The organism is Tritonibacter mobilis (assembly GCF_001681715.1).
In the GTDB taxonomy this organism is placed as follows: domain Bacteria; phylum Pseudomonadota; class Alphaproteobacteria; order Rhodobacterales; family Rhodobacteraceae; genus Epibacterium; species Epibacterium mobile.
Genome location: NZ_LNWY01000019.1, coordinates 118636 through 142686, shown reverse-complemented (window position 1 = coordinate 142686; position 24051 = coordinate 118636). Strand labels below are relative to the sequence as shown.

Here is a 24051-nt window from a genome sequence, read left to right as displayed (position 1 = left end):
TGCTCGCGACCTACACGGTGGCGCGCGCCGGTTCAAGCGAGGTGGCCTCAGGCCGCCTCGTAGTAGGCGATCACACCGTCCTGTGCCTCGACCTCACGGGTCGCAACAGGGGCTTCGGGGGTGTAATAGGACCATGCGTCCTCAAGCACTGCCAGCGCAGCCACAGCAGCAGCAGCAGTTTTGTCGGCTTCAACTTGGGCTTGAGCGATCGGGGCGGAGATCAGATTGGTCATCGGGTGTCTTTCGTCATGTCAGTATCAGCGCCTCCCTCGCGGGTAATCTAGGCTCAATGCTGCACTGCCGCATCAGACAGTTTTGCAAGGGGGTTATGCACCCCTTGCAAGCAAAGCTCTCCCAGACCCGTTGCGCCCCCGCCGCGCGCCCTGTTGAGCGGTGTTTCACCCGGATCTGTCAGGATCAATGCGTCGCGACACAAAGACGAACAGGAGACTGGCCCGCCAAAGACCACCCCCTCATTGGGTGCAGGCTGGGTCCGATCCGAGCTCATTTTCGGACATGGGGCTTTCACCCCCTTCCAATCCTCCGCCTTGATGGGCGGCCGCCTATTCTTCCTTCACGGGAGGACCCGTTTGGCCGATAGGCCGAACAGCCCCCGACCCTCCCCCCGGGAGGGGGCTTCACCCCCACCCAGGCTCGGGGGCCGTTCTCAGCTTGATCCCGTGAGGTCAGGCAAACAAAAACCCCGCAGCCGCTCTGGGCTACGGGGCAATTCATGCGACCTTTCAGTCCTGATTAATCAAACGGTGCGTTCGACCATCATTTTCTTGATATGCGCAATCGCCTTAGCGGGATTGAGACCCTTGGGGCAGGTCTTGGCGCAGTTCATGATGGTGTGGCAACGGTAGAGCTTGAAGGGGTCTTCCAGCTGGTTCAGACGCTCTCCGGTGGCCTCATCGCGGCTGTCGATGATCCAGCGATAGGCATGCAGCAACGCGGCGGGGCCGAGGTAGCGATCGCCGTTCCACCAGTAGCTCGGGCAGGAGGTGGAGCAGGACGCGCACATCACGCATTCATAGAGACCGTCGAGTTTCTTGCGGTCCTCGATGGACTGTTTCCACTCTTTGGCGGGGCGGTTGGTCTTGGTTTCCAGCCACGGCATGATCGAGGCATGCTGGGCATAGAAATGCGTCAGATCGGGGATCAGGTCCTTCACCACCGGCATATGCGGCAGAGGGTAGATTTTTACGTCGCCCTTTACCTCATCAAGACCATAGATACAGGCCAGCGTGTTGATCCCGTCGATGTTCATCGCACAGGACCCACAGATGCCCTCACGGCAGGAGCGGCGGAAGGTCAGCGTCGGGTCGACCTCATTCTTGATCTTGATCAGCGCGTCCAGAACCATCGGGCCGCATTTATCCATATCGAGGAAATAGGTATCGACCTGCGGGTTTTTGCCATCGTCCGGATTCCAGCGGTAGATCTGGAACTTGCGGACATTGGTTGCGCCTTCTGGCTTGGGCCACGTCTTGCCAGTGGTGATCCTGGAGTTTTTCGGAAGTGCGAATTCGACCATGATCGTGTCTCCTTGCTTAGCTGCCCGCGACCACTGCCAAAGGCAGCGCACGCGGAGAGAGGGCTGGGCCCGGACAGATCCGGGCGTCATCTTGGGCGCAGAACCTGCGCATTTCAGTCGGGCGCGGGGTCATGAGAAGACCTCCGCGTCAAGTTCGGGCAATACGGGAAGGCGCGTCATCAGCGCCGCATCCGCAGGAAACAGTGCCTCAACGCGATCCATAAACGCGCGGTCCAATGCCGCCAGACGCAGCAGCATCTGATATTCCGGATCACCAATCATCGCGTGCCAGCGCTCCTGCGAGTGCAGATCCTCGGCAGCCGCCACATCAAGCTGAAAGCTCGATCCGCCGCCATAGGGCTGCACCGCACCTAGACTGTTGTCCCGAAGCGTCAGCCCCAAATCCGCCAGTACGCGCGCGCGGTAAAGCTCATCGCGAGACCATGCGTCATAACAAATCGCGATCCGACCGCTGTCTTGCGCCTCGCGCACCTCAACCAGCAGATCGCCATAGGTTGCCAGCGCCCGTGCCATCACCGCCATACGATCCGCCGAGCGATAGCTTTCATTGCGTTGCAGCTTTTTCAGCAGCGACGCGCTCCAATTGAGGAAGCTGCGGTAAATCAGCAGATCGCCGTCGAAACTGGTGCTTTTATAGGGGCCAGACAGGTTGTCCTTGCTGTCAAAGCGCAGATGCAGCGTGTCCTCGTAAGAAAGCAGCAACAGCGCGCCCTCGCCCGCGGCGGCCGCCGCATCCTGCAGGCTGCCATCATATCGCTGGCCCGAGACCTCGATGCCATTGTGGTTGCGCAGCGGGTCATGACCGGGGCGGCAATTGTTCAAAAACAACGCATGATCCGCGTTGCGTTGCAGCCAATTGGCAATCGCATGATTACCGGATCGGCGCATGCCGGTCATCCGCAACACCGATGCGGGCGCAATGCCAAGCGCGCTCCAGACATTTTCTGCGGTGGCGAGGGCTGCGACAGAGGTCATGCCGTCCCCCCTGCCGCCTGTGCGAAAGGGGGGCTTGCGGCATCTGCCTGCTGGTCGGTTTCCAGCCGCGACAGCCAGTCCTTGTCGCTCTCATAGCCCAGCGTGATCAGATCATCGCCATGACACTCCAGATAGCGCTCTGCGGCAGCGCGCGGCAGCTTGGAAGGCCACTGGCGCGCCTTGCCCGAGGAGACATGGGTCGCCGTGCGCCCAACGCCGCTCTCAGAACTCAGGCCGCCAAACAGAGAATTGTCATAGTAGATCTGCCGCGCGGTTTCGATTTCGGCCCCGCTGAAGCCAAAGAAACGCAACACGCCCACAAAGATCGCGCAGTCCTGATCCGCAATCAGATCCTCGTAGCGCAGATCCATCGCGCGGTCATGCCCATAGGGCCACGCGAGCATTTCATTCAGTGTTTTCAGATGCATATTCTGCATCTCGAAATCCAGCTTAGCCGCCGGATCAGGCAGCGCCTGCAGGTGTTCCTGATAGCTCTTGCCACCAAGGTCCTCGCGCGGGCCATGCAGGAACCGCTCTTGGCGGCCGGGACTGTTTTCGTGGTACCGCGCCCCGGACAACAACACATCGCGCGGATCGCGGATGATGTGCAGGAAACGGGCTTCTGGATTGTCGAACAGCTCCGGCGCAAAGGCCCCGGCCCAGTTCACCACAATCGCACGCCCTGTCTGCGGGATTTTTTTCCATCTGGCCGGGTTGTGAACCGGCACAAAAGGAATATCGAGCGCCTCCCCAATCAAACGCCAGACACGCCGCATCCAGACGGTACCCGTCTTGTGATGCGTGCCGACGCACAAGATTCGAGGAGGCGCAACGCTCATTTAGAAGGTCCGTGCCTTCGGCGCGATGGTCTTGAGGCTGATGCCGCCTTCGTCCTCATTGGTTAGCGGATCAACGATCACCGGACGATAGCTGAGGGTGGTCTTGTTGCCCTCAACCCGCGCCACAGTGTGCACGCGCCATGCGTTATCGTCACGCTCAGCGTAATCCTCATGCGCATGCGCGCCACGGCTTTCCTTGCGCGCCTCAGCGCCAACAATAGTGGCCAACGCGTTGGGCATCAGGTTGGTGAGCTCCAGCGTTTCCATCAGGTCGGAGTTCCACACCAGCGAGGTATCGGTGACGTGGAGATCGTCGAGTTTTTGCGCGATCACCTCCATCTTCTCGACGCCTTCTTTCAGGGTTTTGTCGGTGCGGAACACCGCCGCATCCGCCTGCATGGTCCGCTGCATCTCAAGGCGCAGCTCTGCGGTGGGCGTGCCGCCCTTGGCGTTGCGCAGCCCGTCAAAGCGGTCAAACGCCTTGTCAATCGACGCCTGATTGAGCACCGGGTTGGGCGCCTCTGGGTCCACAACCTTGCCTGCGCGAATAGCCGACGCACGACCAAAGACCACAAGGTCAATCAAAGAGTTGGAGCCGAGACGGTTGGCACCATGCACCGATGCACAGCCCGCCTCACCCACGGCCATCAGACCCGGCACGACGCCGGTCGGGTTGTCCTCGGTCGGGTTCAGCACCTCGCCCCAATAGTTCGTCGGGATACCGCCCATGTTGTAGTGAACGGTGGGCAGAACCGGGATCGGCTCTTTGGTGACGTCGACGCCCGCGAAAATCTTTGCAGACTCGGAGATGCCCGGCAGACGCTCCGCCAGTGCCTCTGCCGGCAGGTGGGAGAGGTTCAGGTGGATGTGATCGCCGTGTTCGCCGACACCACGACCTTCGCGGATCTCCATGGTCATGGAGCGCGAGACATAGTCGCGCGGTGCGAGGTCTTTATAGTTGGGCGCATAGCGCTCCATAAAACGCTCACCCTCGGAGTTCGTCAGGTAACCGCCTTCGCCGCGTGCGCCTTCGGTGATCAGACAGCCGGAGCCGTAGATACCGGTCGGGTGGAACTGCACAAACTCCATATCCTGAAGCGGCAGACCTGCGCGCGCCACCATGCCGCCACCGTCGCCGGTGCAGGTATGGGCCGAGGTCGCGGAGAAATAGGCCCGGCCATAACCGCCGGTCGCCAGCACCACCATCTTGGCGTTAAAGACATGCATGGTGCCATCATCGAGCTTCCAGCACACCACACCCTGACACTGCCCGTCGTCGGACATGATCAGGTCGATGGCGAAATATTCGATGTAGAATTCCGCGTTATTCTTGAGGCTCTGACCATAAAGCGTGTGCAGGATCGCGTGGCCGGTCCGGTCAGCCGCCGCACAGGTACGCTGCACGGGCGGGCCTTCGCCAAACTCGGTGGTGTGGCCCCCAAAGGGACGCTGGTAGATCTTGCCTTCCTCAGTCCGCGAGAAAGGCACACCGTAGTGTTCAAGCTCATAAACCGCCTTGGGCGCTTCACGGGCGAGATATTCCATCGCATCCGTGTCACCCAGCCAGTCGGAGCCCTTGACGGTGTCATACATGTGCCACTGCCAGCTGTCGGGCCCCATGTTGCCCAAGGACGCCGCGATACCACCCTGCGCTGCCACGGTGTGCGAGCGGGTCGGGAACACCTTGGTTACACAGGCCGTGCGCAGGCCTTGCTCAGCCATGCCAAGCGTCGCACGCAGACCCGCGCCACCGGCGCCCACAACCACCACGTCATATTCGTGGGTTTCATATTCATATGCTGCTGTCATCGTCTTTGTTCCTTACCGCGCGGATCACAGGGCGAGCTTGACGAGGGCAAAGAGACCCGCGGCAATCATCGTGTAGGAGAAGGCCGCAACGGCGATCAGCGTCAGTTTTTCCGCCAGCCCGTGCATATAATCCTCCACCGCGACCTGCGCCTCGCGCATCAGATGGATGATGCCAACCACCAGCGTGAGGCCGGTGATGATCGCAGGTACCGGGCGTCCATAATAGGCCAGCACCTCTTCATAGGTGCCACCCAGACCAAGCCCAAAGGTGATCACGAAGGCCGGAACCAGAAACACCAGCAAGATGGAGCTGACCATCATCTGCCAGTGATGATGCGTCCCTGCGCCCCCGGCCCCAAGGCCTTCTGCGCGTTTACGGTCGGTGAGATAATTCATGAACTCTGCCCCCTCAGACCACGATCGCCGCAAGGACGGTCAGTACGGTTGCACCGATGAACATGCCGATGCCCAGCTTCTCCGAGGTCTCAACCTCAAGGCAGTAGCCGAAGTCCCAGACCACGTGACGCAGGCGTCCGAGCATGTGATAAAAGATGGCCCAAGCCGCGCCGAGCATGACCAGATCTCCCAGCCAGCTGCGCATCAATCCGTCGATGAACGCAAATGCGCTCTCGGAGGTTGCAGCGGCCAAGAGCCACCACACCACCAGAAGCGCCACCCCAAGCGCCGCGATTCCGGTGATCCGCACCATGATCGACGACATAGAGGTGAGCTGCGGGCGGTAGATGGTCAAATGCGGCGAAAGCGGGCGATTGCCCCGATTGACATCGGCCATGTTGGCTCCTTTCCGGTTAGCTGACGACGTTTTAGCCTATTTTTGCGCACTGTCACGCAAACGAGTGGTAAAAATCACCTGTTATCGCTGCCGTTTGTCGCAATTTCTACAAGTTGTGATCACAAGCCAGATTGCTGTGATCACAAAGTCAAATCCCAAGTATAACAGTCAGAATCAATCACTGAGTCGCCGAAGGCTATCCCGCGATCCTTGCATATCCGCTTAACGCCAGAGTGCCTCCAGCGCCTGCCAATGCGTCTCAGGTGTCATATGCTCAGGATCGAATGAAAAATAATGCCCACCCCCGGTCTGATCCCAGCGGCGCGAGATCGCCTCTCCGGCCAGCGCACAATACAAAAGCGTGCCCACAGCGCCATGACCGCAAAAGATCACATCCCGCCCGCGTTGCGCCGCTAAAACAGCCTGCACCTCGCGCACGATCCGCGCCTGCGCATCCACCGCCCGCTCCCATCCCCGCACCGAGACCTCAGGGGCGGCAAAAAACGCATCCGCCACGGCCTCGAACTCGGCACCCGGCAGAAACCCCGTGGCCGAGCGGTCATTTTCATGCATGTCAGGACGCACCTCAACGGCGGAGCCCGCTGCGGCAGCAAGCGGCCATGACGTCTCCAGCGCCTTACGCTCCGCACTTGTCACCACATGCCAGCCATTCCACGCGCCGCGCTTGGCCAGATCCGCCACCCGCGCCGCACCATGGGCGCTCAACCTCCAATCAGGAACCGCCACCGCCGGATCAATACCCACCTCGGGATGCGTCAGATACAGAACCTGCGCCACAGAGGCCCCTCCTCTTCTAACGAGAAATATCCCGGGGGTGAATTGCCCGGACCGGGCAAGAGGGGGCAGCGCCCCCTGACCCCCGCCCGCATCACAGCGGCATCAACGCCCAGTAATCCAGATCAAGCAGCACCTCTGGCAGATATTTCCCATCCGCGCCCTTCAGCGCGAACGACGCACCACCGGATGTCGCCACCAGACGCAAGCGGATCGCGCCAACACCGGGGGCTGCGGTCTGCGCCTTATCCAGAACCTCGGACCATGCCCGGATTGTCGTGCCCGACACACAGGGGTTTGCATGCGCGCCGCCATTGAGCCCGACGATCATCTGCGCATTCGCCAGCCCATTAAATGACAGCGCCCGCGCCATGGAGATCACGTGGCCGCCGTAAATCAACCGGGTGCCATCCGGGCGCGCGGTGCTGTCGAAATGCACTTTGGCCGTGTTTTGCCACAAGCGCGTGGCCAGCATATGCTCGGCCTCTTCAATGGTGACCCCATCCACATGGTCGATCTGCTCGCCAACGGCGTAGTCTCCCCAGCGATGCGGCTCTCCTGCCAGCGCAAAATCATAAGAGGTGAAATCAAGCCCAACCGGCAGCGCCAGATCTTCCGCTGCCAGAACCGGCTTTAGATCCGGCACCTGCGTCTCCGGTGCATCGGCGTCGATGTTGCCCTTGCGCACCATGACCCAGCGCACATATTCCAGCACCACCTCATCACGCTGATTGAGTCCGCGCGTGCGCACCCAGACCACGCCGGTCTTGCCGTTGGAATTCTGCTTCAGCCCGATCACCTCGCTCTCGGCCCGCAGCGTGTCACCCGCATAGACCGGCAGATGCCAGCGCCCCTCGGCATACCCAAGGTTCGCCACCGCATTGAGCGAGATATCGGGCACCGTCTTGCCAAAGACGATATGGAACGCCGCCAGATCATCCAGCGGCGCGCCTTTGTCATGTGCAAGACCAACCGAACGGGCAAACTCATCCGAGGAATAAAGCGCATGGCGCGCCGGATAGAGCGCATGATACAATGCCCGCTCTCCACCCGATACCGTACGCGGCACCGCGTGGCGGATCACCTCGCCCAGTTTGTAGTCCTCAAAGAAACGCCCGTGGTTGGTCTTGCCCATATCAGTGTGCCCCCAGCTTGGTCTCTGGGGTGTAGGTGCCGTCCACCTCTTTCACCACCGACTGGCCGCAGCGCATGATCCCCTTTACGGGATCAAAGGTCTGGGTCGGGCTGCCATAGAGCTCCCAGCCCTTGTTCAGCGCATCGGTCACCTTATGGCAAAAGGCAGACGTGTCGTCCTCGCTTAGAAAACGGTAGAGTTTCATGATGTTACCCCGGAAATGGTGAGGGCCCGATCAGCCCGTGAATATAGCCGATCACACCCAAAAGCACGATCGAAGCGACAAAGAACATGGCATCCTTGGCAATGCTGCCCTTTGGATTTGGCTGCCAGTTCGGTTCAGATTTATTGATGGTGATCACCTCGACCACGGCCCATGCCAGCATGGAGCCAAAGAGGATCACCGAGGCCAGATCGCCGTTGACCAAGAGATGCGCGACCGCCCAGATCTTGAACCCGGTCAGCATCGGGTGGCGCATCTTGTAAAACAGCGCGCCCTTCTTGGGTCCCGGACTGGTAAAATAAAGCGCAAACAGCATCAGCGTATTGTTGATGTGCACCATGAACGGCATCGGCGCCCAGACGTGGATGTAATCCATGCCACGATAGCCAAGGACCATCAAAATAACGCTCAGCACCAACAGAAGGGCCACAAGCCCCTTGCCCTTGTCGCCGAAGCTTGCGCGCTGCGCCGGGGCCAGACGTTTAAACAGGTGGGCGCCCCACCATAAAATGATGCCAAGTATCAGAAGTGCCATGTCTTTCTCCAACGTCAGACGGGTGCCGAGTGTCAGGGCCCAGTCTCCCTGACCCCATCACAGCCCTAGCCGGAGATCGCCGCAATTGCATCCGCTTTTGCAAGAATCTCGCGCGCGGTGACCACATGGAGGTTCTCGACGATCTTGCCGTCAACAACTGCCACACCTTGTCCGCTGGCCTCAGCCGCCTCAAACGCGGCGATCTGACGCTGCGCCAGATCAACCTCCGCCTCGGAGGGCGCAAAGGCCTGATTGGTGACCTCGACCTGCGCCGGGTGGATCAGGGTTTTGCCGTCAAATCCCATGTCGCGGCCCTGCTCGCATTCCGCCGCCAGACCTGCGTCATCCTTAAAGGCATTATAGACCCCATCGACGATGATCTTCGCTTCCGCCTTGGCGGCGAGCAGACAGAGGCCAAGACCAGACATCAGCGGCAAACGGTCGGCACGAAAGCGGGTCTGCATCTCCTTGGCCAGATCATTGGTGCCCATGACCATGCCTTGCAACCTGGGGTGCGCGGCGATTTCTGCGGCGTTGAGCATGCCGCGCGGCGTTTCCATCATCGCCCAGAGCGGCACGTCCTTGGTGATTGCAGCCAGTGCGTCCAGATCAGCGGGCGAAGACACCTTCGGCAGAAGGATCGCGTCACATCCCATGTTTGCGGCGGCCTCTGCATCCGCACGCCCCCATGCGGTGTCGAGCCCGTTGATGCGGACAATCTTGACCCGTGCGCCATAGCCCCCCTGCGCCAGCGCCTCTGCCAACGTGGCGCGGGCGTTTTCCTTTTCTTCGACCGAAACCGCGTCCTCCAGATCAAAGATGATCGCATCTACCGGCAGGCCCCGTGCTTTCTCCAGCGCGCGGGGCTTTGAGCCAGGGATATAAAGGACGGAACGATAAGGGCGCGCGCGCGAGTCCATGAGGGCTCTCCAAGATTGTCAGAGTTATAAAGTTACCGAAATGGCTACCTTTGAGGGCGGTTGATTTCAAGGAAAATCCTTCTGCGATGCAGAAACTTACGTCCATCCGGCCGGGCTTATTCAGCTATACAGCTGATAAATATAGAGAACTCAGGGTTAACCAGTTCTTTGGACCTCTGTGTCATTCTGACTCATACCGGCGCTCTTCTCTGGCGGTCGTTTCCCGCTCTGGCGCCACGCGGACCTTAGGTCTGCAGTCATGATTACGTCACCAGAAAACCGGTCCGTCCCAGGTCGCCGGGGTGCCCTTTTGGCCCCCTGACGGGGAAGCCGTTCCGAAAGGGGTAAAACCTATGAAGAAGACGCTGTTTACAATCGCCGCTGGTCTCGCTCTTGTGGTCTCCAGCCAAATGGCCGCCGCCCAAAGCCAAAACTGCGCCCCGCGCGACATGGTGGTGAAGCGCCTTGCGGAGAAATACGGCGAAAGCCGCCAGAGCATCGGCATGGGCCAACAAGGCATGGTGATGGAGACATTCGCCTCCAATGAGACCGGCTCTTGGACCATTACGGTGACGACCCCTAATGGCATGACCTGTCTGGTGGCCTCGGGGCAATCTTATGAGGTTCTGGCTGAGGCCCTGCCCGTGATGGATAAGGACGCCTGATCACGGGTCTGACCACCGGCACCTTGCCCACAGTCACTGCCCGCATCACAGTTGGCGCACCCCGCGATGCGCCGCTTGGCGCCATAGTGTTGCACCTTAATATGATCGCTTCGCATGGCCGCCCGCACGGCTCGCCGCATCACAGCGCCGCGCCACCTCCACGCCGCCGCGATGACGCACCGTGACCGCGGATTGAGGCGTGCGTTTATACGTTTGATGCGCGGTTTCGATGCACGATGAAGACAGGTTTTGCTGCGGACGTTACAGCGGAAATCATCCGCCACTTGATTCGGGCTGAGCGATGATATCTTTCGCAAATCGGGCGCAAACGCTCACGCAGGGAGCGCGATTTACGACTGATCCGCCGCGTATTTGCATACCTTCGCACACATTTGCCATGCAGGGGCTCATGGCGCTCAAGGGCACCGAGATCGGTCGATTTTCGCCTCTCGCTTCATAAATCCGACATTTAAGAGGTGCCCACAAACGCCGACCGCATCGGCAGGAAGCCCATGCCGCAACGCAGAACACTTGCGAAGCGGAGGCGAACGCCGTAGGCATCTGGGCAGAAATCAACCGGACCGGAGAGATTATCCCATGGCACGACCCAAAATCGCCCTTATCGGCGCAGGTCAGATCGGTGGCACCCTCGCGCATCTTGTAGCCCTCAAAGAACTCGGCGACGTCGTTTTGTTCGACATCGCAGAAGGCACCCCCGAAGGCAAAGCGCTGGACATTGCTGAATCCGGTCCTTCCGAAGGCTTTGACGCCAGCCTCAAGGGCACGCAGGACTACGCCGACATCGCGGGTGCAGACGTCTGCATCGTGACCGCAGGTGTGCCGCGCAAGCCCGGCATGTCCCGTGACGACCTTCTGGGCATCAACCTCAAGGTTATGAAATCCGTCGGCGAAGGCATCCGCGACAACGCACCGGACGCATTCGTGATCTGCATCACCAACCCACTCGACGCGATGGTCTGGGCGCTGCGCGAATTCTCCGGCCTGCCGCATGAAAAAGTCTGCGGCATGGCAGGTGTGCTGGACAGCGCCCGTTTCCGCCACTTCCTCGCCGAGGAATTCAACGTCTCCATGAAAGACGTCACCGCGTTTGTGCTGGGTGGCCACGGCGACACCATGGTGCCGTCGGTACGCTACTCCACCGTGGCAGGTATTCCGCTCCCCGATCTGGTCGAGATGGGCTGGACCACGCAGGACAAACTGGACGCGATCGTGCAGCGCACCCGTGATGGCGGCGCCGAAATCGTTGGCCTGTTGAAAACCGGCTCTGCCTATTATGCGCCGGCGACCTCTGCAATTGAGATGGCCGAGGCTTACCTCAAAGACCAAAAACGCGTCCTGCCCTGTGCGGCCTATGTGGACGGCGCTCTGGGTCTCAACGGCATGTATGTCGGTGTGCCAACCGTGATCGGTGCTGGCGGCATCGAGCGTGTGGTCGACATCAAGCTGAACGCAGAAGAGCAGGCCATGTTCGACACCTCCGTCAACGCGGTCAAAGGTCTCGTGGACGCCTGCAAAGGCATCGACAACTCGTTGGCCTAAGTCACGGCCCGCGTGTCGCAATGATCAAAGCGCCCCTCTTACTGGGGCGCTTTTTCTTTTTCGCGCAAGTTCTGTTGAATCCCATCCGGAAACGTGGTCGGAACATCAGGGATCTCCAGAGGCAAACCTGCATCAATTTCCTGCTGCAGGGCGTTCAGCGCGATCTGGCGCTGCGGTGCGGCGCGCGCACGCAGGGATGCATTGATGCTATCCGCGCTAAAGCTCCACGCATGGTCCGGCAGCAGTTTGCGCAGTGCCGCGACAGGATCAACCGGAAGCTCCAACAGCCAGCCGTGCTGTGTCAGATCTTGTTCCTGATCCGGCAACACCACCTTGAGCAGCATGTGCAGTTCAACCAGACGCCGCAGTTCACCGCCGTAATAGCGCGCAAAATCGATCTGTTTCGCCCGTTTGCGCTGCCCTTTACCGCGCCCTTTTCCCGGCTGCCAATCATATGTGCCAAGATCGGCATACCGCAACAATTTGGCCATCCAGCTTAGCGGTGTGAAGCCGTCAAAATGCGCCAGCAGAATTTCTGAGCACTGCGTCTCATTGGGTGGACCTGTGCGCGCCGCTCCCTCTTGGAAATTGGCCTTGTGTAACGCCAGTTTCAACTCTCGGTCCGTGCGTCCGGCCCCTTTGCCAGCGGTATATCCCGCAAAGCCCTTGTGAGTGAACACCGTGGCAGATCCGAACAAATCCCGCTCCTGCCAGCGAAGCCCCTCGAAGGGCACTCTGAACAAGGTGGTGAAGGTCTGGTCCTGCTGATGCGGACGATAGACGCGTTCCAGATTTTGCACCCGGAGATAGTCCACCTGCTCTGACACATCAGCCAGCACATCCGAAATGCCACGTTCAGAGACGAGGTATTCATCCGCGTCGATATGAAACAGCCAATCTGCCGAGGTCTGCTCATATGCGTAATTCGCGTTCACACGCTGCACCCGAGTCAGACTGTCCGGACGCGCCCTCTGCAACCGTTCTTGCCAATAGGCCGCGTCACAGCAGATGGCCTGAACACCGGGCAATTTTTCGAGTATATCCGCGTCACCGGGTCGGGGCGCATCAAGGAAAAGAAACACCTGCGCCGCGCCCATCTCGATATGATAGGCGGCGAAGGCTGCAATGAGCTCGATCGGCTCCGCAACAGTTGCGACCACGGCCCAGGTCGGAGAGGCACTCATCATTCAGGGGACCAAATAAAATTTCCAATAAATTGCATCTATTCCCTAGCACATGCGCGTTCATATGCAAACGCAGCCGACACCCCGCTCAAGAATGATTCAAAGCGGCAGATCGGGGACTTCCAGCTTCTGGAAGGCTCTTGACGTGAGACCAAACAGCAGGATCACACTCAGCCCACATAGCGCGAATCGCGTAATTTTAGTCGTTTTCGATATGTGATCACACGCCTCAAACCTGTGATCACAAATACAAAAAAACTTCATCATTTAGCGCTCACCGGACAGAAAAGGCTTTAACCTCCTGTTTGATACAGGCGTACTAGGAAGGGACAATTGCAGCCAGACGGGACAGTTTCTCATGAACATCCACGAATATCAGGCCAAGGCCCTTCTTAGCAGCTACGGCGCTCCGGTATCGGACGGGCGCGTGGTGCTGAAAGCAGACGAAGCCAAAACCGCAGCAGGCGAGCTTGACGGCCCGCTATGGGTCGTGAAGGCCCAGATCCACGCAGGTGGTCGCGGCAAGGGCTCCTTCAAGGAAGCCGACGCCGGTGAAAAAGGCGGCGTGCGCCTGACCAAATCGGTCGAAGAAGCGGCTGAAGAAGCGAAGAAGATGCTGGGCCGCACCCTTGTGACCCACCAGACCGGCCCGGCGGGCAAACAGGTCAACCGCATCTACATCGAAGCAGGTTCCGGCATTCAGACCGAACTCTATCTGGCGCTGCTGGTGGACCGCGTGACCTCGCGCGTGTCGTTTGTGTGCTCCACCGAGGGCGGCATGGACATCGAAGAGGTCGCCGCAGAGACCCCGGAAAAGATCCTGTCGTTCTCCGTCGATCCGGCCACCGGCTATCAGCCCTATCACGGCCGCCGCATTGCCTTCTCGCTCGGCCTTGAAGGCGCGCAGGTGAAGCAGTGCGTCAAGCTGATGGGTCAGCTCTACCAAGCCTTCATCGACAAAGACATGGAGATGCTGGAGATCAACCCGCTGATCGTAACCGACACCGGCGATCTGAAAGTTCTGGACGCGAAACTCGGCTTTGACGGCAACGCGATCTATCGCCACGCCGATATCGCCGCGCTGCGCGACGAGACCGAAGAAGACCCCAAAGAGCTCGAAGCCTCCAAGTACGACCTGAACTACATCGCGCTCGACGGTGAGATCGGCTGCATGGTGAACGGCGCGGGTCTTGCGATGGCCACCATGGACATCATCAAGCTGTATGGTGCCGAGCCTGCGAACTTCCTCGATGTGGGCGGCGGCGCCACCAAAGAGAAAGTGACCGAAGCGTTCAAGATCATCACCTCTGACAAGAACGTCAAAGGCATTCTGGTGAACATCTTTGGCGGCATCATGCGCTGCGACGTGATCGCAGAAGGCGTGATCGCAGCCGTGAAAGAAGTGGGCCTTGAGGTGCCGCTGGTTGTGCGTCTGGAAGGCACCAACGTCGAGAAGGGCAAAGAGATCATCGCAAACTCCGGCCTCAACGTGATTGCGGCGGATGACCTTAGCGATGGCGCTCAGAAAATCGTGAAAGCGGTGAAGGGCTGACCCGCCTTCCCCGAACCAACAGGTTCGGGGAACGCAGGATCTGAATGGTTTCCGGGCATGAAGCTGGCGACATACATGATCTCTCTGGACCGGGCGACCGGCCGGCATGCAGCGATGCAGGTCGCCCTGAGGGATGCCGGTCTGGAGGTCGAATTCGTGTCCGCCGTGGATCTGGCTGAAACCTCAGAGGCAGAGCTGTTGCAGCAGTGCAAGAGCTTTGGCCCCTGGGGGGTGTTTGCCCATGGCAACATGGCCTGCACCCTGAGCCACGCCAAGGTTTGGGAGCAGTTTCTGGCGTCGGATGCGGATGTTGCCCTCATTTTTGAGGATGATGTCTTTATCTCGACGGAGTTGCGCCAATGGATCGCGGATCTGAGCTGGTGGCCGCAAGGCTGCGATCTGCTCAGTCTGGAGTTTTGGCGCAGCGAGACCATGAAAGTGATGCTGGGCACCAAACCCTACAGGCATCTTCGCCGCGACGTGGCGCCGATGTTGTCGCGCTATCCCGGCGCGGCGGGCTACATGCTGACCCGGCGCGGGGCCGAGGTGCTGCTGGCACAGGCACCCTTCGACCAGACCGTGGACTCGCTTCTGTTCAATCCGATGGTGTCCGGGCCCGCTCGGAGCCTGAAGCCGCATCAGATCACCCCTGCGCTTGTGACACAGGGCAACACCCCTCCTGACGAGGGCACTTTTCTGGGGCATGCGCAGCGCAAGCCTCAAGGTGCGCTCTACCGTAAACAAAAACGCCTGCGGGGCATGGCCGAGTTGCGCGCTCTGCCCCTGCATCTCCTTCGCCTGATCTCGGGACGCGCACGGCTTGTGCGGGTCATCTACGCGGATCGGGCGCTCACCGACGACAGCGCGGCGCGTGCCGCCGAGGCACAACCCGTATAATCGAAAGGAAAGGACATCATGGCAGTCCTCATCGACGAAAACACCAAAGTTATCTGTCAGGGCCTCACCGGCTCTCAGGGCACCTTCCACACCGAACAGGCCATCGCTTATGGCACCAAGATGGTCGGCGGCGTGACCCCCGGCAAAGGCGGTCAAAAGCACCTCGACCTGCCGGTTTTCAACTCCGTGCATGAAGCAAAACATGTGACCGAAGCCAATGCCTCGGTGATCTACGTGCCGCCGCCGTTTGCAGCCGACTCCATCCTTGAGGCGATCGACGCCGAAATGGAACTGATTGTCTGCATCACCGAAGGCATTCCGGTTCTGGACATGATGAAGGTGAAGCGCGCGCTGGAGACATCAAAATCGCGCCTGATCGGCCCCAACTGCCCCGGCGTGATCACCCCCGACGCGTGCAAGATCGGCATTATGCCCGGCCACATCCACAAGCGTGGCTCGGTTGGTGTTGTGTCCCGTTCCGGCACCCTGACCTATGAGGCCGTGAAGCAGACCTCTGATATCGGTCTGGGCCAGTCTTCGGCTGTGGGCATCGGCGGCGACCCGATCAAGGGTACCGAGCATATCGACGTCCTCGACATGTTCCTCGACGATCCTGAGACACAGTCCATCATCATGATCGGTGAGATCGGTGGCTCTGCCGAAGAAGAAGCGGCGGAATTCATCGCCGAGCAGAAGAAAAAAGGCCGCTGGAAGCCGATTGCGGGCTTCATCGCAGGCCGCACCGCCCCTCCGGGCCGCCGCATGGGCCACGCGGGCGCAATTGTCGCCGGCGGCAAAGGTGGCGCAGAAGACAAGATCGAAGCGATGAAATCCGCAGGTATCGTTGTTGCCGACAGCCCGGCCACTCTGGGCGAAGCGGTTCAGAAAGCGATCGCAAACGGCTGATGCGACTGCATTCAGCATATAGCGAAAGATCATCTGATGATCTTCGGGGTGGGCATCATGTGCCCGCCCCCTTCCTGCGCTTGCTTTGCAGGCATACGGATCCTGTTGCTGATGCGGCCTTGTGGCCGCCTTCGCCGCAAGATCCACCCGGAACTTGATACGGAACATTTCGCCCTTTCGGGCTTTCAGCCTTTCAGAACCGGCTGATCGCTTACGGTCCAAACCCATACGAGGCACTCAAATGACCGAACAGAGCCCCAACGACATCTTCCATGCGTCCTCCTTTATGCAGGGGCACAACGCGGAGTATCTGGAGCAGCTTTATGCCCAATACGCCAATGATCCCAATGCGGTAGATGCTGCATGGGCCGAGTTCTTTCGCGCCATGGGCGATGCTGAACCGGATGTGAAAGCCGAAGCCGCAGGCCCAAGCTGGGCGCGCAACGACTGGCCGCCCGCACCTGCTGACGACCTCACAGCGGCGCTGACCGGTGAGTGGCCCGCCCCCGTTGAGGCAAAGGCTGCAGGCAAGAAGATCGCAGACAAGGCGAAAGAAAAGGGCGTTGAGGTCTCTGACGAGGCGATCCAGCGTGCGGTGCTCGACTCGATCCGCGCCATCATGCTGATCCGGGCCTACCGTATCCGGGGCCATCTGGCGGCCGATCTCGACCCCTTGGGCATGCGCGCCAGCACCGCGCACCCGGAGCTTGACCCCAAGACCTATGGCTTTAGCGGCGCTGATCTGGACCGTCCGATCTTTATCGATAACGTATTGGGGCTGCAGGTGGCCTCCATGCGTCAGATCGTGGACATCGTGAAGCGGACCTATTGCGGCACTTTTGCGCTGCAGTACATGCATATCTCCGACCCGGAGCAATCTGCATGGCTGAAAGAGCGCATCGAGGGCTACGACAAGGAAATCACCTTTACCCGTGAGGGCCGCAAGGCGATCCTCAACAAGATGGTTGAGGCCGAAGGGTTCGAAAAATTCCTGCACGTCAAATACATGGGCACCAAGCGGTTTGGTCTCGATGGTGGCGAGAGCCTGATCCCTGCGATGGAGCAGATCATCAAGCGCGGCGGCAATCTGGGCGTTAAGGATATCGTCATCGGCATGCCGCACCGGGGCCGTCTGTCGGTTCTGGCCAATGTGATGCAAAAGCCCTACCGCGCGATCTTCAACGAATTTCAGGGCGGGTCGTTCAAGCCCGAAGATGTGGATGGCTCGGGCGATGTGAAATATCACCTCGGGGCGTCCTCGGACCGCGAATTTGACGGCAACAAGGTCCACCTGTCGCTGACCGCGAACCCCTCGCACCTTGAGGCGGTGAACCCGGTTGTGCTGGGCAAGGTCCGCGCCAAGCAGGACCAGCTCAATGACCGCGCCGAACGCACGGCAGTTCTGCCGATCCTGCTGCACGGCGACGCGGCCTTTGCGGGTCAGGGCGTTGTGGCGGAGTGTTTTGCGCTCTCTGGTCTGCGCGGCCACCGCACCGGCGGCACCATGCATATCGTTGTGAACAACCAGATCGGGTTCACCACGGCACCGCATTTCTCGCGCTCGTCGCCCTATCCCACCGACAACGCGCTGGTGGTCGAAGCACCGATCTTCCACGTCAACGGTGACGACCCGGAGGCCGTGGTGCATGCGGCCAAGGTCGCAACCGAGTTCCGCCAGAAGTTCCACAAGGATGTGGTCATCGACATCTTCTGCTACCGCCGGTTTGGTCACAACGAAGGCGATGAGCCGATGTTCACCAACCCGTTGATGTACAAGAAGATCAAGGGCCACAAGACCACCCTGAGCCTCTACACGGAACGTCTGGTCAAGGACGGTCTGATCCCCGAGGGCGAGATCGAGGACATGAAAGCGGCGTTTCAGGCGCACCTCAATGAGGAGTTTGAAACCGGCAAGACCTATAAGCCCAACAAAGCCGACTGGCTGGATGGGCGCTGGTCGCATCTCGACAGCAAGGACGAGGATTACCAGCGTGGCGAAACCGCCATCAAGCCCGAGACACTTGAGGAAGTTGGCAAGGGTCTGACCACCCTGCCCGAGGGCTATCCGGTGCATAAGACCATCGGTCGGTTCTTGGATGCGCGTAAAAAGATGTTCGAGAGCGGCGAGGGCTTTGACTGGGCCACCGGCGAAGCGCTGGCATTCGGCTCGCTCCTCACCGAGGGCTATCCGGTGCGTCTGGCGGGTCAGGATTCCACCCGCGGCACCTTCTCGCAGCGCCACTCCGGCATCGTCAATCAGGACAATGAGGACCGCTACTACCCGCTGAACCACATCCGCGAGGGTCAGGCGCAGTACGAGGTCATCGACTCTGCGCTGTCGGAATACGCGGTGCTGGGCTTTGAATATGGCTACTCGCTGGCGGAACCCAATGCGCTGACACTGTGGGAAGCGCAGTTTGGCGATTTTGCCAACGGCGCGCAAATCATGTTCGACCAGTTCATCTCTTCGGGTGAATCAAAGTGGCTCAGGATGTCCGGTCTGGTGTGCCTGTTGCCGCATGGGTTTGAGGGCCAAGGGCCGGAGCACTCTTCGGCGCGTCTGGAGCGGTTCTTGCAAATGTGCGGTCAGGACAACTGGATCGTGGCGAACTGTACAACGCCTGCGAACTACTTCCACATCCTGCGCCGTCAGCTGCACCGCACCTTCCGCAAACCGCTTATTCTGGTGACACCGAAGTCGCTGCTGCGTCACAAGCTTGCGGTCAGTAAGGCGCATGAGTTCACCAGCGGTTCGTCATTCCACCGGGTTCTGTGGGATGACGCGGAAACCGGCGCATCCGAAACCAAACTGGTCGAGGATAAGAAGATCAAACGGGTCGTCCTGTGTTCCGGCAAGGTCTACTACGACCTGCTGGAAGAACGCGACGCCCGTGGCATTGATGATGTCTACATCATGCGGATCGAGCAATATTACCCGTTCCCGGCGATCAGCCTCGTTAAAGAGCTGGAGCGCTTTAAGGATGCGGAGATGGTCTGGTGTCAGGAAGAGCCCAAGAACCAAGGGGCATGGACCTTTATCGAGCCCAATATCGAGTGGGTCCTGACCCGCATCAAAGCCAAGAATACCCGTCCGGTTTACGTCGGACGCGCCACCTCGGCCTCGCCTGCAACCGGCCTGGCCAGCGAACACAAAGCCCAACAAGCTGCGCTCGTGAACGAAGCGCTGAGCATCTGAGGAAGATTGAGATCATGACCACCGAAGTGCGCGTGCCCACTCTGGGCGAATCCGTGACCGAAGCCACCGTCGCCACCTGGTTCAAAAAGCCGGGCGACACTGTTGCCGCAGACGAGATGCTCTGTGAGCTGGAAACCGACAAGGTGACTGTCGAAGTGCCCGCCCCGGCGGCTGGCACCCTTGCCGAGATCGTTGCCAAGGAAGGCGAGACCGTGGGCGTTGATGCGCTCTTGGCCAATATCTCCGAAGGCGGTTCTGCTGCGGCAGAGGCCCCGGCAGCGAAATCCGCCCCGGCTGAGGCGCCTGCCTCCTCGGGTGGGGCCTCCGTTGACGTGATGGTGCCGACGCTGGGCGAGAGTGTCTCTGAGGCGACCGTCTCCACATGGTTCAAGAAGGTCGGCGACAGCGTCGCGCAGGACGAAATGCTCTGCGAGCTGGAAACCGACAAGGTTTCCGTCGAGGTGCCCGCGCCTGCCGCTGGTGTGCTGGCCGAGATTACCGCTCCCGAAGGCACCACGGTCGATGCCTCTGCCAAACTGGGCGTGATCTCCGGTGACGGTGCAGCGGTAGCGGCGGCCCCGGCTGCAGCGCCCGCTGCGGCGGAGGCCCCTGCCGCCGCCTCTAAGGACGTCGCCAATGCGCCATCGGCGGAAAAGGCGATGGCCGAGGCCGGTCTCTCCGCATCGGATGTCAAAGGCACAGGCCGCGACGGACGCATCATGAAAGAAGACGTCTCTGCCGCAATCGCCGCCGCAAAATCCGCGCCCGCCCCTGCTGCGGCCCCCGCGGCCCCGCGCGCGCCGGTGTCTGCCGATGATGCCTCGCGCGAAGAACGCGTGAAGATGACCCGTCTGCGCCAGACCATCGCCAAGCGTCTGAAGGACAGCCAGAACACTGCGGCCATGCTCACCACCTACAACGAGGTCGACATGACCGAGGTGATGGCGCTGCGCAACGAGTACAAAGACCTGTTCCTGAAGAAACACGGCGTGAAACTGGGCTTTATGTCCTTCTTCACCAAGGCCTGCTGCCACGCGTTGAAAGAGGTCCCCGAGGTCAACGCCGAGATCGACGGCACCGACATCGTCTACAAGAACTTCGTCCACATGGGCATCGCCGCGGGCACGCCCACGGGTCTGGTGGTTCCGGTCATCCGCGACGCCGATGCGATGTCCTTTGCCGATATCGAAAAAGCGATTGCCGAGAAAGGCGCGCGCGCCCGTGACGGCAAGCTCTCCATGGCGGAAATGCAGGGCGGCACCTTCACCATCTCCAACGGTGGTGTCTATGGCTCGCTGATGTCCTCGCCGATCCTGAACCCACCGCAGTCCGGTATCCTCGGCATGCACAAGATCCAGGACCGCCCGATGGCGATCAACGGCAAAGTGGAAATCCGCCCGATGATGTATCTGGCGCTGTCCTATGACCACCGTATCGTCGACGGCAAAGGCGCTGTGACCTTCCTCGTGCGCGTCAAAGAAGCGCTGGAAGATCCCCGCCGGTTGTTGATGGATCTGTAAATTCAGAACGCGGCTGCCGCTTGGGCAGCCGCGTTTCTTCGGAGCGCGATATGGACGATCAGCCGGGTATAGATCGAAAGCATGAAGCCGATCTTGTTAAAGAAATTGGCATGTTCTCCATCAAGACCATGGTGACACTATGCTCTGGTGGCTTCATTGTAATCCTGACATTTCTTAGTGGAATCAGCACAACCAGCCCGGTTGCAGTGAGTGTACCACAAATCAAGCTTGCTCTTATGAGCCTACTTGGCGGACTTGTCTTCTGCGTCATCACCCTCTTTGCATCATTTGCCATCAGCCAGGCGCGCCTAGGTCGAGACGCTCCATCGAAGCTCGATCATTCTAACTGGCTCTTGGTCATTCAGGCAGGGCCGTTGCTCTTGGCCTTTGTTTTTTTTGTCGTGGGCGTATTCATCGCGCTTACAGGGATGACTGCAAAATGACCCCCGAACTCACCGCCCTCACCCTTGCTGCCCTGCTTCAGGTTTTTCAGATCGCCTTGATGGCGGTGCCGGCAAACCTTGAGCTGAAGTCAGGCCAGACCATGGGGCCCCGTGACCGGGACCGCATGGGTGGGGACCTGCAAGATCAGGTCTCCAAACGCACCGCGCGGCTCTTCAGGGCGATGAACAACCACTTTGAGGGGCTGATCCTCTTCTCGATCGCCTGCGTGGTCGTCACCTTTGCGGGGCAATCCTCGCTGTTCACCACCGTCTGCGCTTTTGCTTACCTTGGCGCGCGGGTGCTTTACATCCCGGCCTATGCCTTTGGCTGGGTGCCGTGGCGCAGCCTGATCTGGGCCGTGGGCTATCTCGCGACTGCGGCGATGCTGTTGGCCGCCCTGATATGAGCATCACCAGACATATCCTGCGCTTGGGCCTTCTGGGGCTGGGGCTCGGCGTCGCCATCTTCGCCTATACCAAAGTGATGGCGCGCACGGGGTCCGGCACACCGCCGCCAATGGCCGAAGCCCACGCACAGGCGGATGAGATCCTCGTCATCAAATCCTCCCGCGCATTGCATCTACTGCGCGACGGAGAAACCATCCGCAGCTACGACATCTCGCTTGGGGCCGCACCCGAAGGCCACAAACAGTCCGAGGGCGACGAGCGTACACCCGAAGGGCGCTATAAAATCGACTGGCGCAATCCAAACTCCGTCGCGCATCTGAGCCTGCATATCTCCTACCCCAATGCCGCAGACCAGGCCGCAGCCGAGGCCGCCGCGCGCGATCCTGGCGGCAATATCATGATCCACGGCCTGCCCAACGGCTGGGGGGCCTTGGGTGCATTGCACCTGATGCGGGACTGGACCGACGGCTGTATCGCGGTGACCAACGCCGAGATGCGCGAAATTTGGTCGCTTGTCCCAAACGGAACTCCAATCACCATCAAGGAGGCGCTCTGATGATCCTTCAGATCGAACAAATTCGCTCTGGACATTGCCGAGCGCATCTTCATCTTCTAACCCAAAATATCCCGGGGGAGGCCCATAAGGGCCGGGGGCAGCGCCCCCTTCCCCGCTCAACTCCAAAGGAGCACATGACCCATGGCATCCTATGACGTCATCATCATCGGCGCCGGCCCCGGCGGCTATGTCAGCGCCATCCGCTGCGCCCAGCTGGGCCTGAAGACCGCCATCGTAGAGGGCCGCGAGACCCTCGGCGGCACCTGCCTCAACGTGGGCTGCATCCCCTCCAAGGCGCTGTTGCACGCGACGCATATGCTGCATGAGGCAGAACATAACTTCGCCTCCATGGGCCTGAAGGGCAAAAGCCCCTCGGTCGACTGGAACCAGATGAAATCCTACAAGGATGAAGTCATCGGCCAGAACACCGGCGGTGTTGAGTTCCTCATGAAGAAGAACAAGATCGACTGGCTCAAGGGCTGGGCGTCGATCCCCGAGGCGGGCAAGGTCAAAGTGGGCGACGACACCCATGACGCCAAGAACATCGTGATTGCCTCTGGCTCCGTGCCCTCTGCCCTGCCGGGTGTCGAGGTCGACAACGACAAGGGGATCGTGGTCGACAGCACCGGCGCGCTGGAACTGCCCAAGGTACCCAAGAAAATGGTCGTGATCGGCGCTGGCGTCATTGGCCTCGAGCTGGGCTCGGTTTATACGCGTCTCGGCGCAGAGGTCACCGTGGTCGAATATATGGACGCGGTCTGCCCCGGCATGGACAAAGACGTCCAGCGCGGCTTCAAACGCATCCTCGAAAAGCAGGGCCTCAGCTTCATCATGGGGGCCGCCGTCAAGGGCGTGGAAACCACCAAATCCAAGGCCAAAGTCTCTTATGAGCCGAAAAAAGGCGGCGACGCCGAGGTCATCGAGGCCGATGTGGTGCTGGTCGCCACGGGGCGCAAACCCTATGCCGAGGGCCTTGGCCTTGACGCGCTTGGCGTCAAGATGACCGAACGTGGCCAGATCGCCACCGACGCGCAATGGGCCACCAACGTCAAAGGCATCTATGCCATCGGCGACGTCATCGAGGGTCCGATGCTCGCGCATAAGGCCGAGGACGAGGGCATGGCCGTCGCCGAGGTGATCGCGGGCAAACATGGCCACGTGAATTACGGCGTCATCCCCGGTGTGGTCTACACCACACCCGAGGTTGCGACCGTGGGTGCCACCGAGGACGCGCTGAAGGCCGAGGGCCGCAAGATCAAGACCGGCAAGTTCATGTTCATGGGCAATGCGCGCGCCAAGGCCGTGCATCAGGCCGAGGGCGGTTTTGTGAAACTGATCGCGGACAAGGAAACCGACCGTATCCTCGGCGCAGCCATCATCGGCCCCGGCGCAGGCGATCTGATCCACGAGATCTGCGTGGCGATGGAATTTGGTGCCTCCGCCGAAGACATTGCCCTCACTTGCCACGCGCACCCGACCTATTCCGAGGCCGTGCGCGAAGCCGCCCTTGCCTGCGGCGACGGCGCGATCCACAGTTAAGCCCAACTCGGGCAACGCGCCCCGCGGCGCATCCATCACCAGC

The 24051-nt window shown here is 60.2% G+C and carries 24 protein-coding genes; 11 read left to right on the top strand and 13 right to left on the bottom strand.

What is annotated here, in order from left to right; translation table 11 throughout:
• Positions 1–47: 47 nt before the first annotated feature.
• The 12 genes from UB90_RS18670 to UB90_RS18610 form a co-directional block, all read right to left on the bottom strand.
• Positions 48–233: a hypothetical protein gene (locus tag UB90_RS18670; RefSeq protein ID WP_065324964.1), complete on the bottom strand. Its 186-nt coding sequence runs from the start codon at positions 231–233 to the stop codon at positions 48–50.
• Positions 234–757: 524 nt separating this feature from the next.
• Positions 758–1537 carry a succinate dehydrogenase iron-sulfur subunit gene (locus UB90_RS18660; RefSeq protein WP_005651340.1) on the bottom strand — a complete coding sequence of 260 codons (780 nt, stop codon included), beginning with the start codon at positions 1535–1537 and terminating at the stop codon, positions 758–760.
• Positions 1538–1666: 129 nt separating this feature from the next.
• The gene (locus tag UB90_RS18655) at positions 1667–2533 is read right to left on the bottom strand and encodes a hypothetical protein (protein WP_065324966.1); all 867 of its coding nucleotides are present in this window, start codon (positions 2531–2533) and stop codon (positions 1667–1669) included.
• On the bottom strand, positions 2530–3372 hold the full coding sequence (locus UB90_RS18650; RefSeq protein WP_227512128.1) for a sulfotransferase family protein: 843 nt from the start codon (positions 3370–3372) through the stop codon (positions 2530–2532). The genes UB90_RS18655 and UB90_RS18650 overlap by 4 nt, the downstream gene beginning before the upstream one ends.
• Positions 3373–5181: a succinate dehydrogenase flavoprotein subunit gene (sdhA, locus tag UB90_RS18645; protein ID WP_009175752.1), complete on the bottom strand. Its 1809-nt coding sequence runs from the start codon at positions 5179–5181 to the stop codon at positions 3373–3375.
• Between the two features lie 24 nt (positions 5182–5205).
• Positions 5206–5577, bottom strand: a complete 372-nt coding sequence (locus UB90_RS18640; RefSeq protein ID WP_005680103.1) for a succinate dehydrogenase, hydrophobic membrane anchor protein — start codon at positions 5575–5577, stop codon at positions 5206–5208.
• Positions 5578–5590: 13 nt separating this feature from the next.
• Positions 5591–5974 (bottom strand): succinate dehydrogenase, cytochrome b556 subunit, encoded by a 384-nt coding sequence (gene sdhC, locus UB90_RS18635; RefSeq protein WP_005680101.1) that lies wholly within the window; start codon positions 5972–5974, stop codon positions 5591–5593.
• 222 nt (positions 5975–6196) lie between these two features.
• On the bottom strand, positions 6197–6772 hold the full coding sequence (locus UB90_RS18630) for a histidine phosphatase family protein (protein WP_065324969.1): 576 nt from the start codon (positions 6770–6772) through the stop codon (positions 6197–6199).
• Positions 6773–6863: 91 nt separating this feature from the next.
• The gene (locus UB90_RS18625; protein ID WP_065324970.1) at positions 6864–7904 is read right to left on the bottom strand and encodes a MaoC family dehydratase; all 1041 of its coding nucleotides are present in this window, start codon (positions 7902–7904) and stop codon (positions 6864–6866) included.
• Position 7905: 1 nt separating this feature from the next.
• Entirely contained in the window at positions 7906–8109 is a 204-nt protein-coding gene (locus tag UB90_RS18620; protein WP_005623868.1) for a DUF1737 domain-containing protein, read from the bottom strand.
• A 4-nt stretch (positions 8110–8113) separates the two neighbouring features.
• The gene (locus tag UB90_RS18615) at positions 8114–8662 is read right to left on the bottom strand and encodes an NnrU family protein (RefSeq protein WP_065324971.1); all 549 of its coding nucleotides are present in this window, start codon (positions 8660–8662) and stop codon (positions 8114–8116) included.
• A gap of 65 nt (positions 8663–8727) precedes the next feature.
• Positions 8728–9582 (bottom strand): HpcH/HpaI aldolase/citrate lyase family protein, encoded by an 855-nt coding sequence (locus UB90_RS18610; protein WP_065324972.1) that lies wholly within the window; start codon positions 9580–9582, stop codon positions 8728–8730.
• Between the two features lie 353 nt (positions 9583–9935).
• On the opposite strand from UB90_RS18610, the gene UB90_RS18605 reads away from it, so the two are divergent.
• Positions 9936–10247, top strand: coding sequence for a hypothetical protein (locus tag UB90_RS18605; protein ID WP_005623876.1), 312 nt, complete (start codon positions 9936–9938; stop codon positions 10245–10247).
• A gap of 597 nt (positions 10248–10844) precedes the next feature.
• A complete protein-coding gene (gene mdh, locus UB90_RS18600; RefSeq protein ID WP_009175577.1) occupies positions 10845–11807 on the top strand; it encodes a malate dehydrogenase in 963 nt (320 codons plus the stop codon).
• A 38-nt stretch (positions 11808–11845) separates the two neighbouring features.
• On the opposite strand, the gene UB90_RS18595 is transcribed toward mdh, so the two are convergent.
• Positions 11846–12994, bottom strand: a complete 1149-nt coding sequence (locus tag UB90_RS18595) for a glycosyltransferase family 2 protein (protein WP_065324973.1) — start codon at positions 12992–12994, stop codon at positions 11846–11848.
• Between the two features lie 355 nt (positions 12995–13349).
• On the opposite strand from UB90_RS18595, the gene sucC reads away from it, so the two are divergent.
• From sucC to lpdA, 9 genes are all read left to right on the top strand, one after another.
• Positions 13350–14543 (top strand): ADP-forming succinate--CoA ligase subunit beta, encoded by a 1194-nt coding sequence (gene sucC / locus UB90_RS18590; protein ID WP_005623885.1) that lies wholly within the window; start codon positions 13350–13352, stop codon positions 14541–14543.
• A 57-nt stretch (positions 14544–14600) separates the two neighbouring features.
• Positions 14601–15440, top strand: coding sequence for a glycosyltransferase family 25 protein (locus tag UB90_RS18585; protein ID WP_065324974.1), 840 nt, complete (start codon positions 14601–14603; stop codon positions 15438–15440).
• Between the two features lie 18 nt (positions 15441–15458).
• Positions 15459–16346, top strand: coding sequence for a succinate--CoA ligase subunit alpha (gene sucD / locus UB90_RS18580; RefSeq protein WP_005623893.1), 888 nt, complete (start codon positions 15459–15461; stop codon positions 16344–16346).
• A gap of 241 nt (positions 16347–16587) precedes the next feature.
• Positions 16588–19542, top strand: a complete 2955-nt coding sequence (locus tag UB90_RS18575; RefSeq protein WP_065324975.1) for a 2-oxoglutarate dehydrogenase E1 component — start codon at positions 16588–16590, stop codon at positions 19540–19542.
• A 14-nt stretch (positions 19543–19556) separates the two neighbouring features.
• Positions 19557–21062 carry a 2-oxoglutarate dehydrogenase complex dihydrolipoyllysine-residue succinyltransferase gene (gene odhB / locus UB90_RS18570; protein ID WP_065324976.1) on the top strand — a complete coding sequence of 502 codons (1506 nt, stop codon included), beginning with the start codon at positions 19557–19559 and terminating at the stop codon, positions 21060–21062.
• Between the two features lie 50 nt (positions 21063–21112).
• The gene (locus tag UB90_RS18565) at positions 21113–21505 is read left to right on the top strand and encodes a hypothetical protein (RefSeq protein ID WP_065324977.1); all 393 of its coding nucleotides are present in this window, start codon (positions 21113–21115) and stop codon (positions 21503–21505) included.
• Positions 21502–21912 (top strand): MAPEG family protein, encoded by a 411-nt coding sequence (locus UB90_RS18560; protein ID WP_065324978.1) that lies wholly within the window; start codon positions 21502–21504, stop codon positions 21910–21912. The genes UB90_RS18565 and UB90_RS18560 overlap by 4 nt, the downstream gene beginning before the upstream one ends.
• Positions 21909–22469, top strand: coding sequence for a L,D-transpeptidase family protein (locus UB90_RS18555; protein ID WP_065324979.1), 561 nt, complete (start codon positions 21909–21911; stop codon positions 22467–22469). The genes UB90_RS18560 and UB90_RS18555 overlap by 4 nt, the downstream gene beginning before the upstream one ends.
• Before the next feature lie 141 nt (positions 22470–22610).
• Positions 22611–24008: a dihydrolipoyl dehydrogenase gene (lpdA, locus tag UB90_RS18550; RefSeq protein WP_065324980.1), complete on the top strand. Its 1398-nt coding sequence runs from the start codon at positions 22611–22613 to the stop codon at positions 24006–24008.
• Positions 24009–24051: the final 43 nt, after the last annotated feature.

Coding starts and splice junctions, on each gene's coding strand:
- UB90_RS18670 (WP_065324964.1), bottom strand. CDS start 233: ATGACCAATCTGATCTCCGCCCCGATCGCTCAAGCCCAAGTTGAAGCC.
- UB90_RS18660 (WP_005651340.1), bottom strand. CDS start 1,537: ATGGTCGAATTCGCACTTCCGAAAAACTCCAGGATCACCACTGGCAAG.
- UB90_RS18655 (WP_065324966.1), bottom strand. CDS start 2,533: ATGACCTCTGTCGCAGCCCTCGCCACCGCAGAAAATGTCTGGAGCGCG.
- UB90_RS18650 (WP_227512128.1), bottom strand. CDS start 3,372: ATGAGCGTTGCGCCTCCTCGAATCTTGTGCGTCGGCACGCATCACAAG.
- sdhA (WP_009175752.1), bottom strand. CDS start 5,181: ATGACAGCAGCATATGAATATGAAACCCACGAATATGACGTGGTGGTT.
- UB90_RS18640 (WP_005680103.1), bottom strand. CDS start 5,577: ATGAATTATCTCACCGACCGTAAACGCGCAGAAGGCCTTGGGGCCGGG.
- sdhC (WP_005680101.1), bottom strand. CDS start 5,974: ATGGCCGATGTCAATCGGGGCAATCGCCCGCTTTCGCCGCATTTGACC.
- UB90_RS18625 (WP_065324970.1), bottom strand. CDS start 7,904: ATGGGCAAGACCAACCACGGGCGTTTCTTTGAGGACTACAAACTGGGC.
- UB90_RS18620 (WP_005623868.1), bottom strand. CDS start 8,109: ATGAAACTCTACCGTTTTCTAAGCGAGGACGACACGTCTGCCTTTTGC.
- UB90_RS18615 (WP_065324971.1), bottom strand. CDS start 8,662: ATGGCACTTCTGATACTTGGCATCATTTTATGGTGGGGCGCCCACCTG.
- UB90_RS18610 (WP_065324972.1), bottom strand. CDS start 9,582: ATGGACTCGCGCGCGCGCCCTTATCGTTCCGTCCTTTATATCCCTGGC.
- UB90_RS18605 (WP_005623876.1), top strand. CDS start 9,936: ATGAAGAAGACGCTGTTTACAATCGCCGCTGGTCTCGCTCTTGTGGTC.
- mdh (WP_009175577.1), top strand. CDS start 10,845: ATGGCACGACCCAAAATCGCCCTTATCGGCGCAGGTCAGATCGGTGGC.
- UB90_RS18595 (WP_065324973.1), bottom strand. CDS start 12,994: ATGATGAGTGCCTCTCCGACCTGGGCCGTGGTCGCAACTGTTGCGGAG.
- sucC (WP_005623885.1), top strand. CDS start 13,350: ATGAACATCCACGAATATCAGGCCAAGGCCCTTCTTAGCAGCTACGGC.
- UB90_RS18585 (WP_065324974.1), top strand. CDS start 14,601: ATGAAGCTGGCGACATACATGATCTCTCTGGACCGGGCGACCGGCCGG.
- sucD (WP_005623893.1), top strand. CDS start 15,459: ATGGCAGTCCTCATCGACGAAAACACCAAAGTTATCTGTCAGGGCCTC.
- UB90_RS18575 (WP_065324975.1), top strand. CDS start 16,588: ATGACCGAACAGAGCCCCAACGACATCTTCCATGCGTCCTCCTTTATG.
- odhB (WP_065324976.1), top strand. CDS start 19,557: ATGACCACCGAAGTGCGCGTGCCCACTCTGGGCGAATCCGTGACCGAA.
- UB90_RS18565 (WP_065324977.1), top strand. CDS start 21,113: ATGGACGATCAGCCGGGTATAGATCGAAAGCATGAAGCCGATCTTGTT.
- UB90_RS18560 (WP_065324978.1), top strand. CDS start 21,502: ATGACCCCCGAACTCACCGCCCTCACCCTTGCTGCCCTGCTTCAGGTT.
- UB90_RS18555 (WP_065324979.1), top strand. CDS start 21,909: ATGAGCATCACCAGACATATCCTGCGCTTGGGCCTTCTGGGGCTGGGG.
- lpdA (WP_065324980.1), top strand. CDS start 22,611: ATGGCATCCTATGACGTCATCATCATCGGCGCCGGCCCCGGCGGCTAT.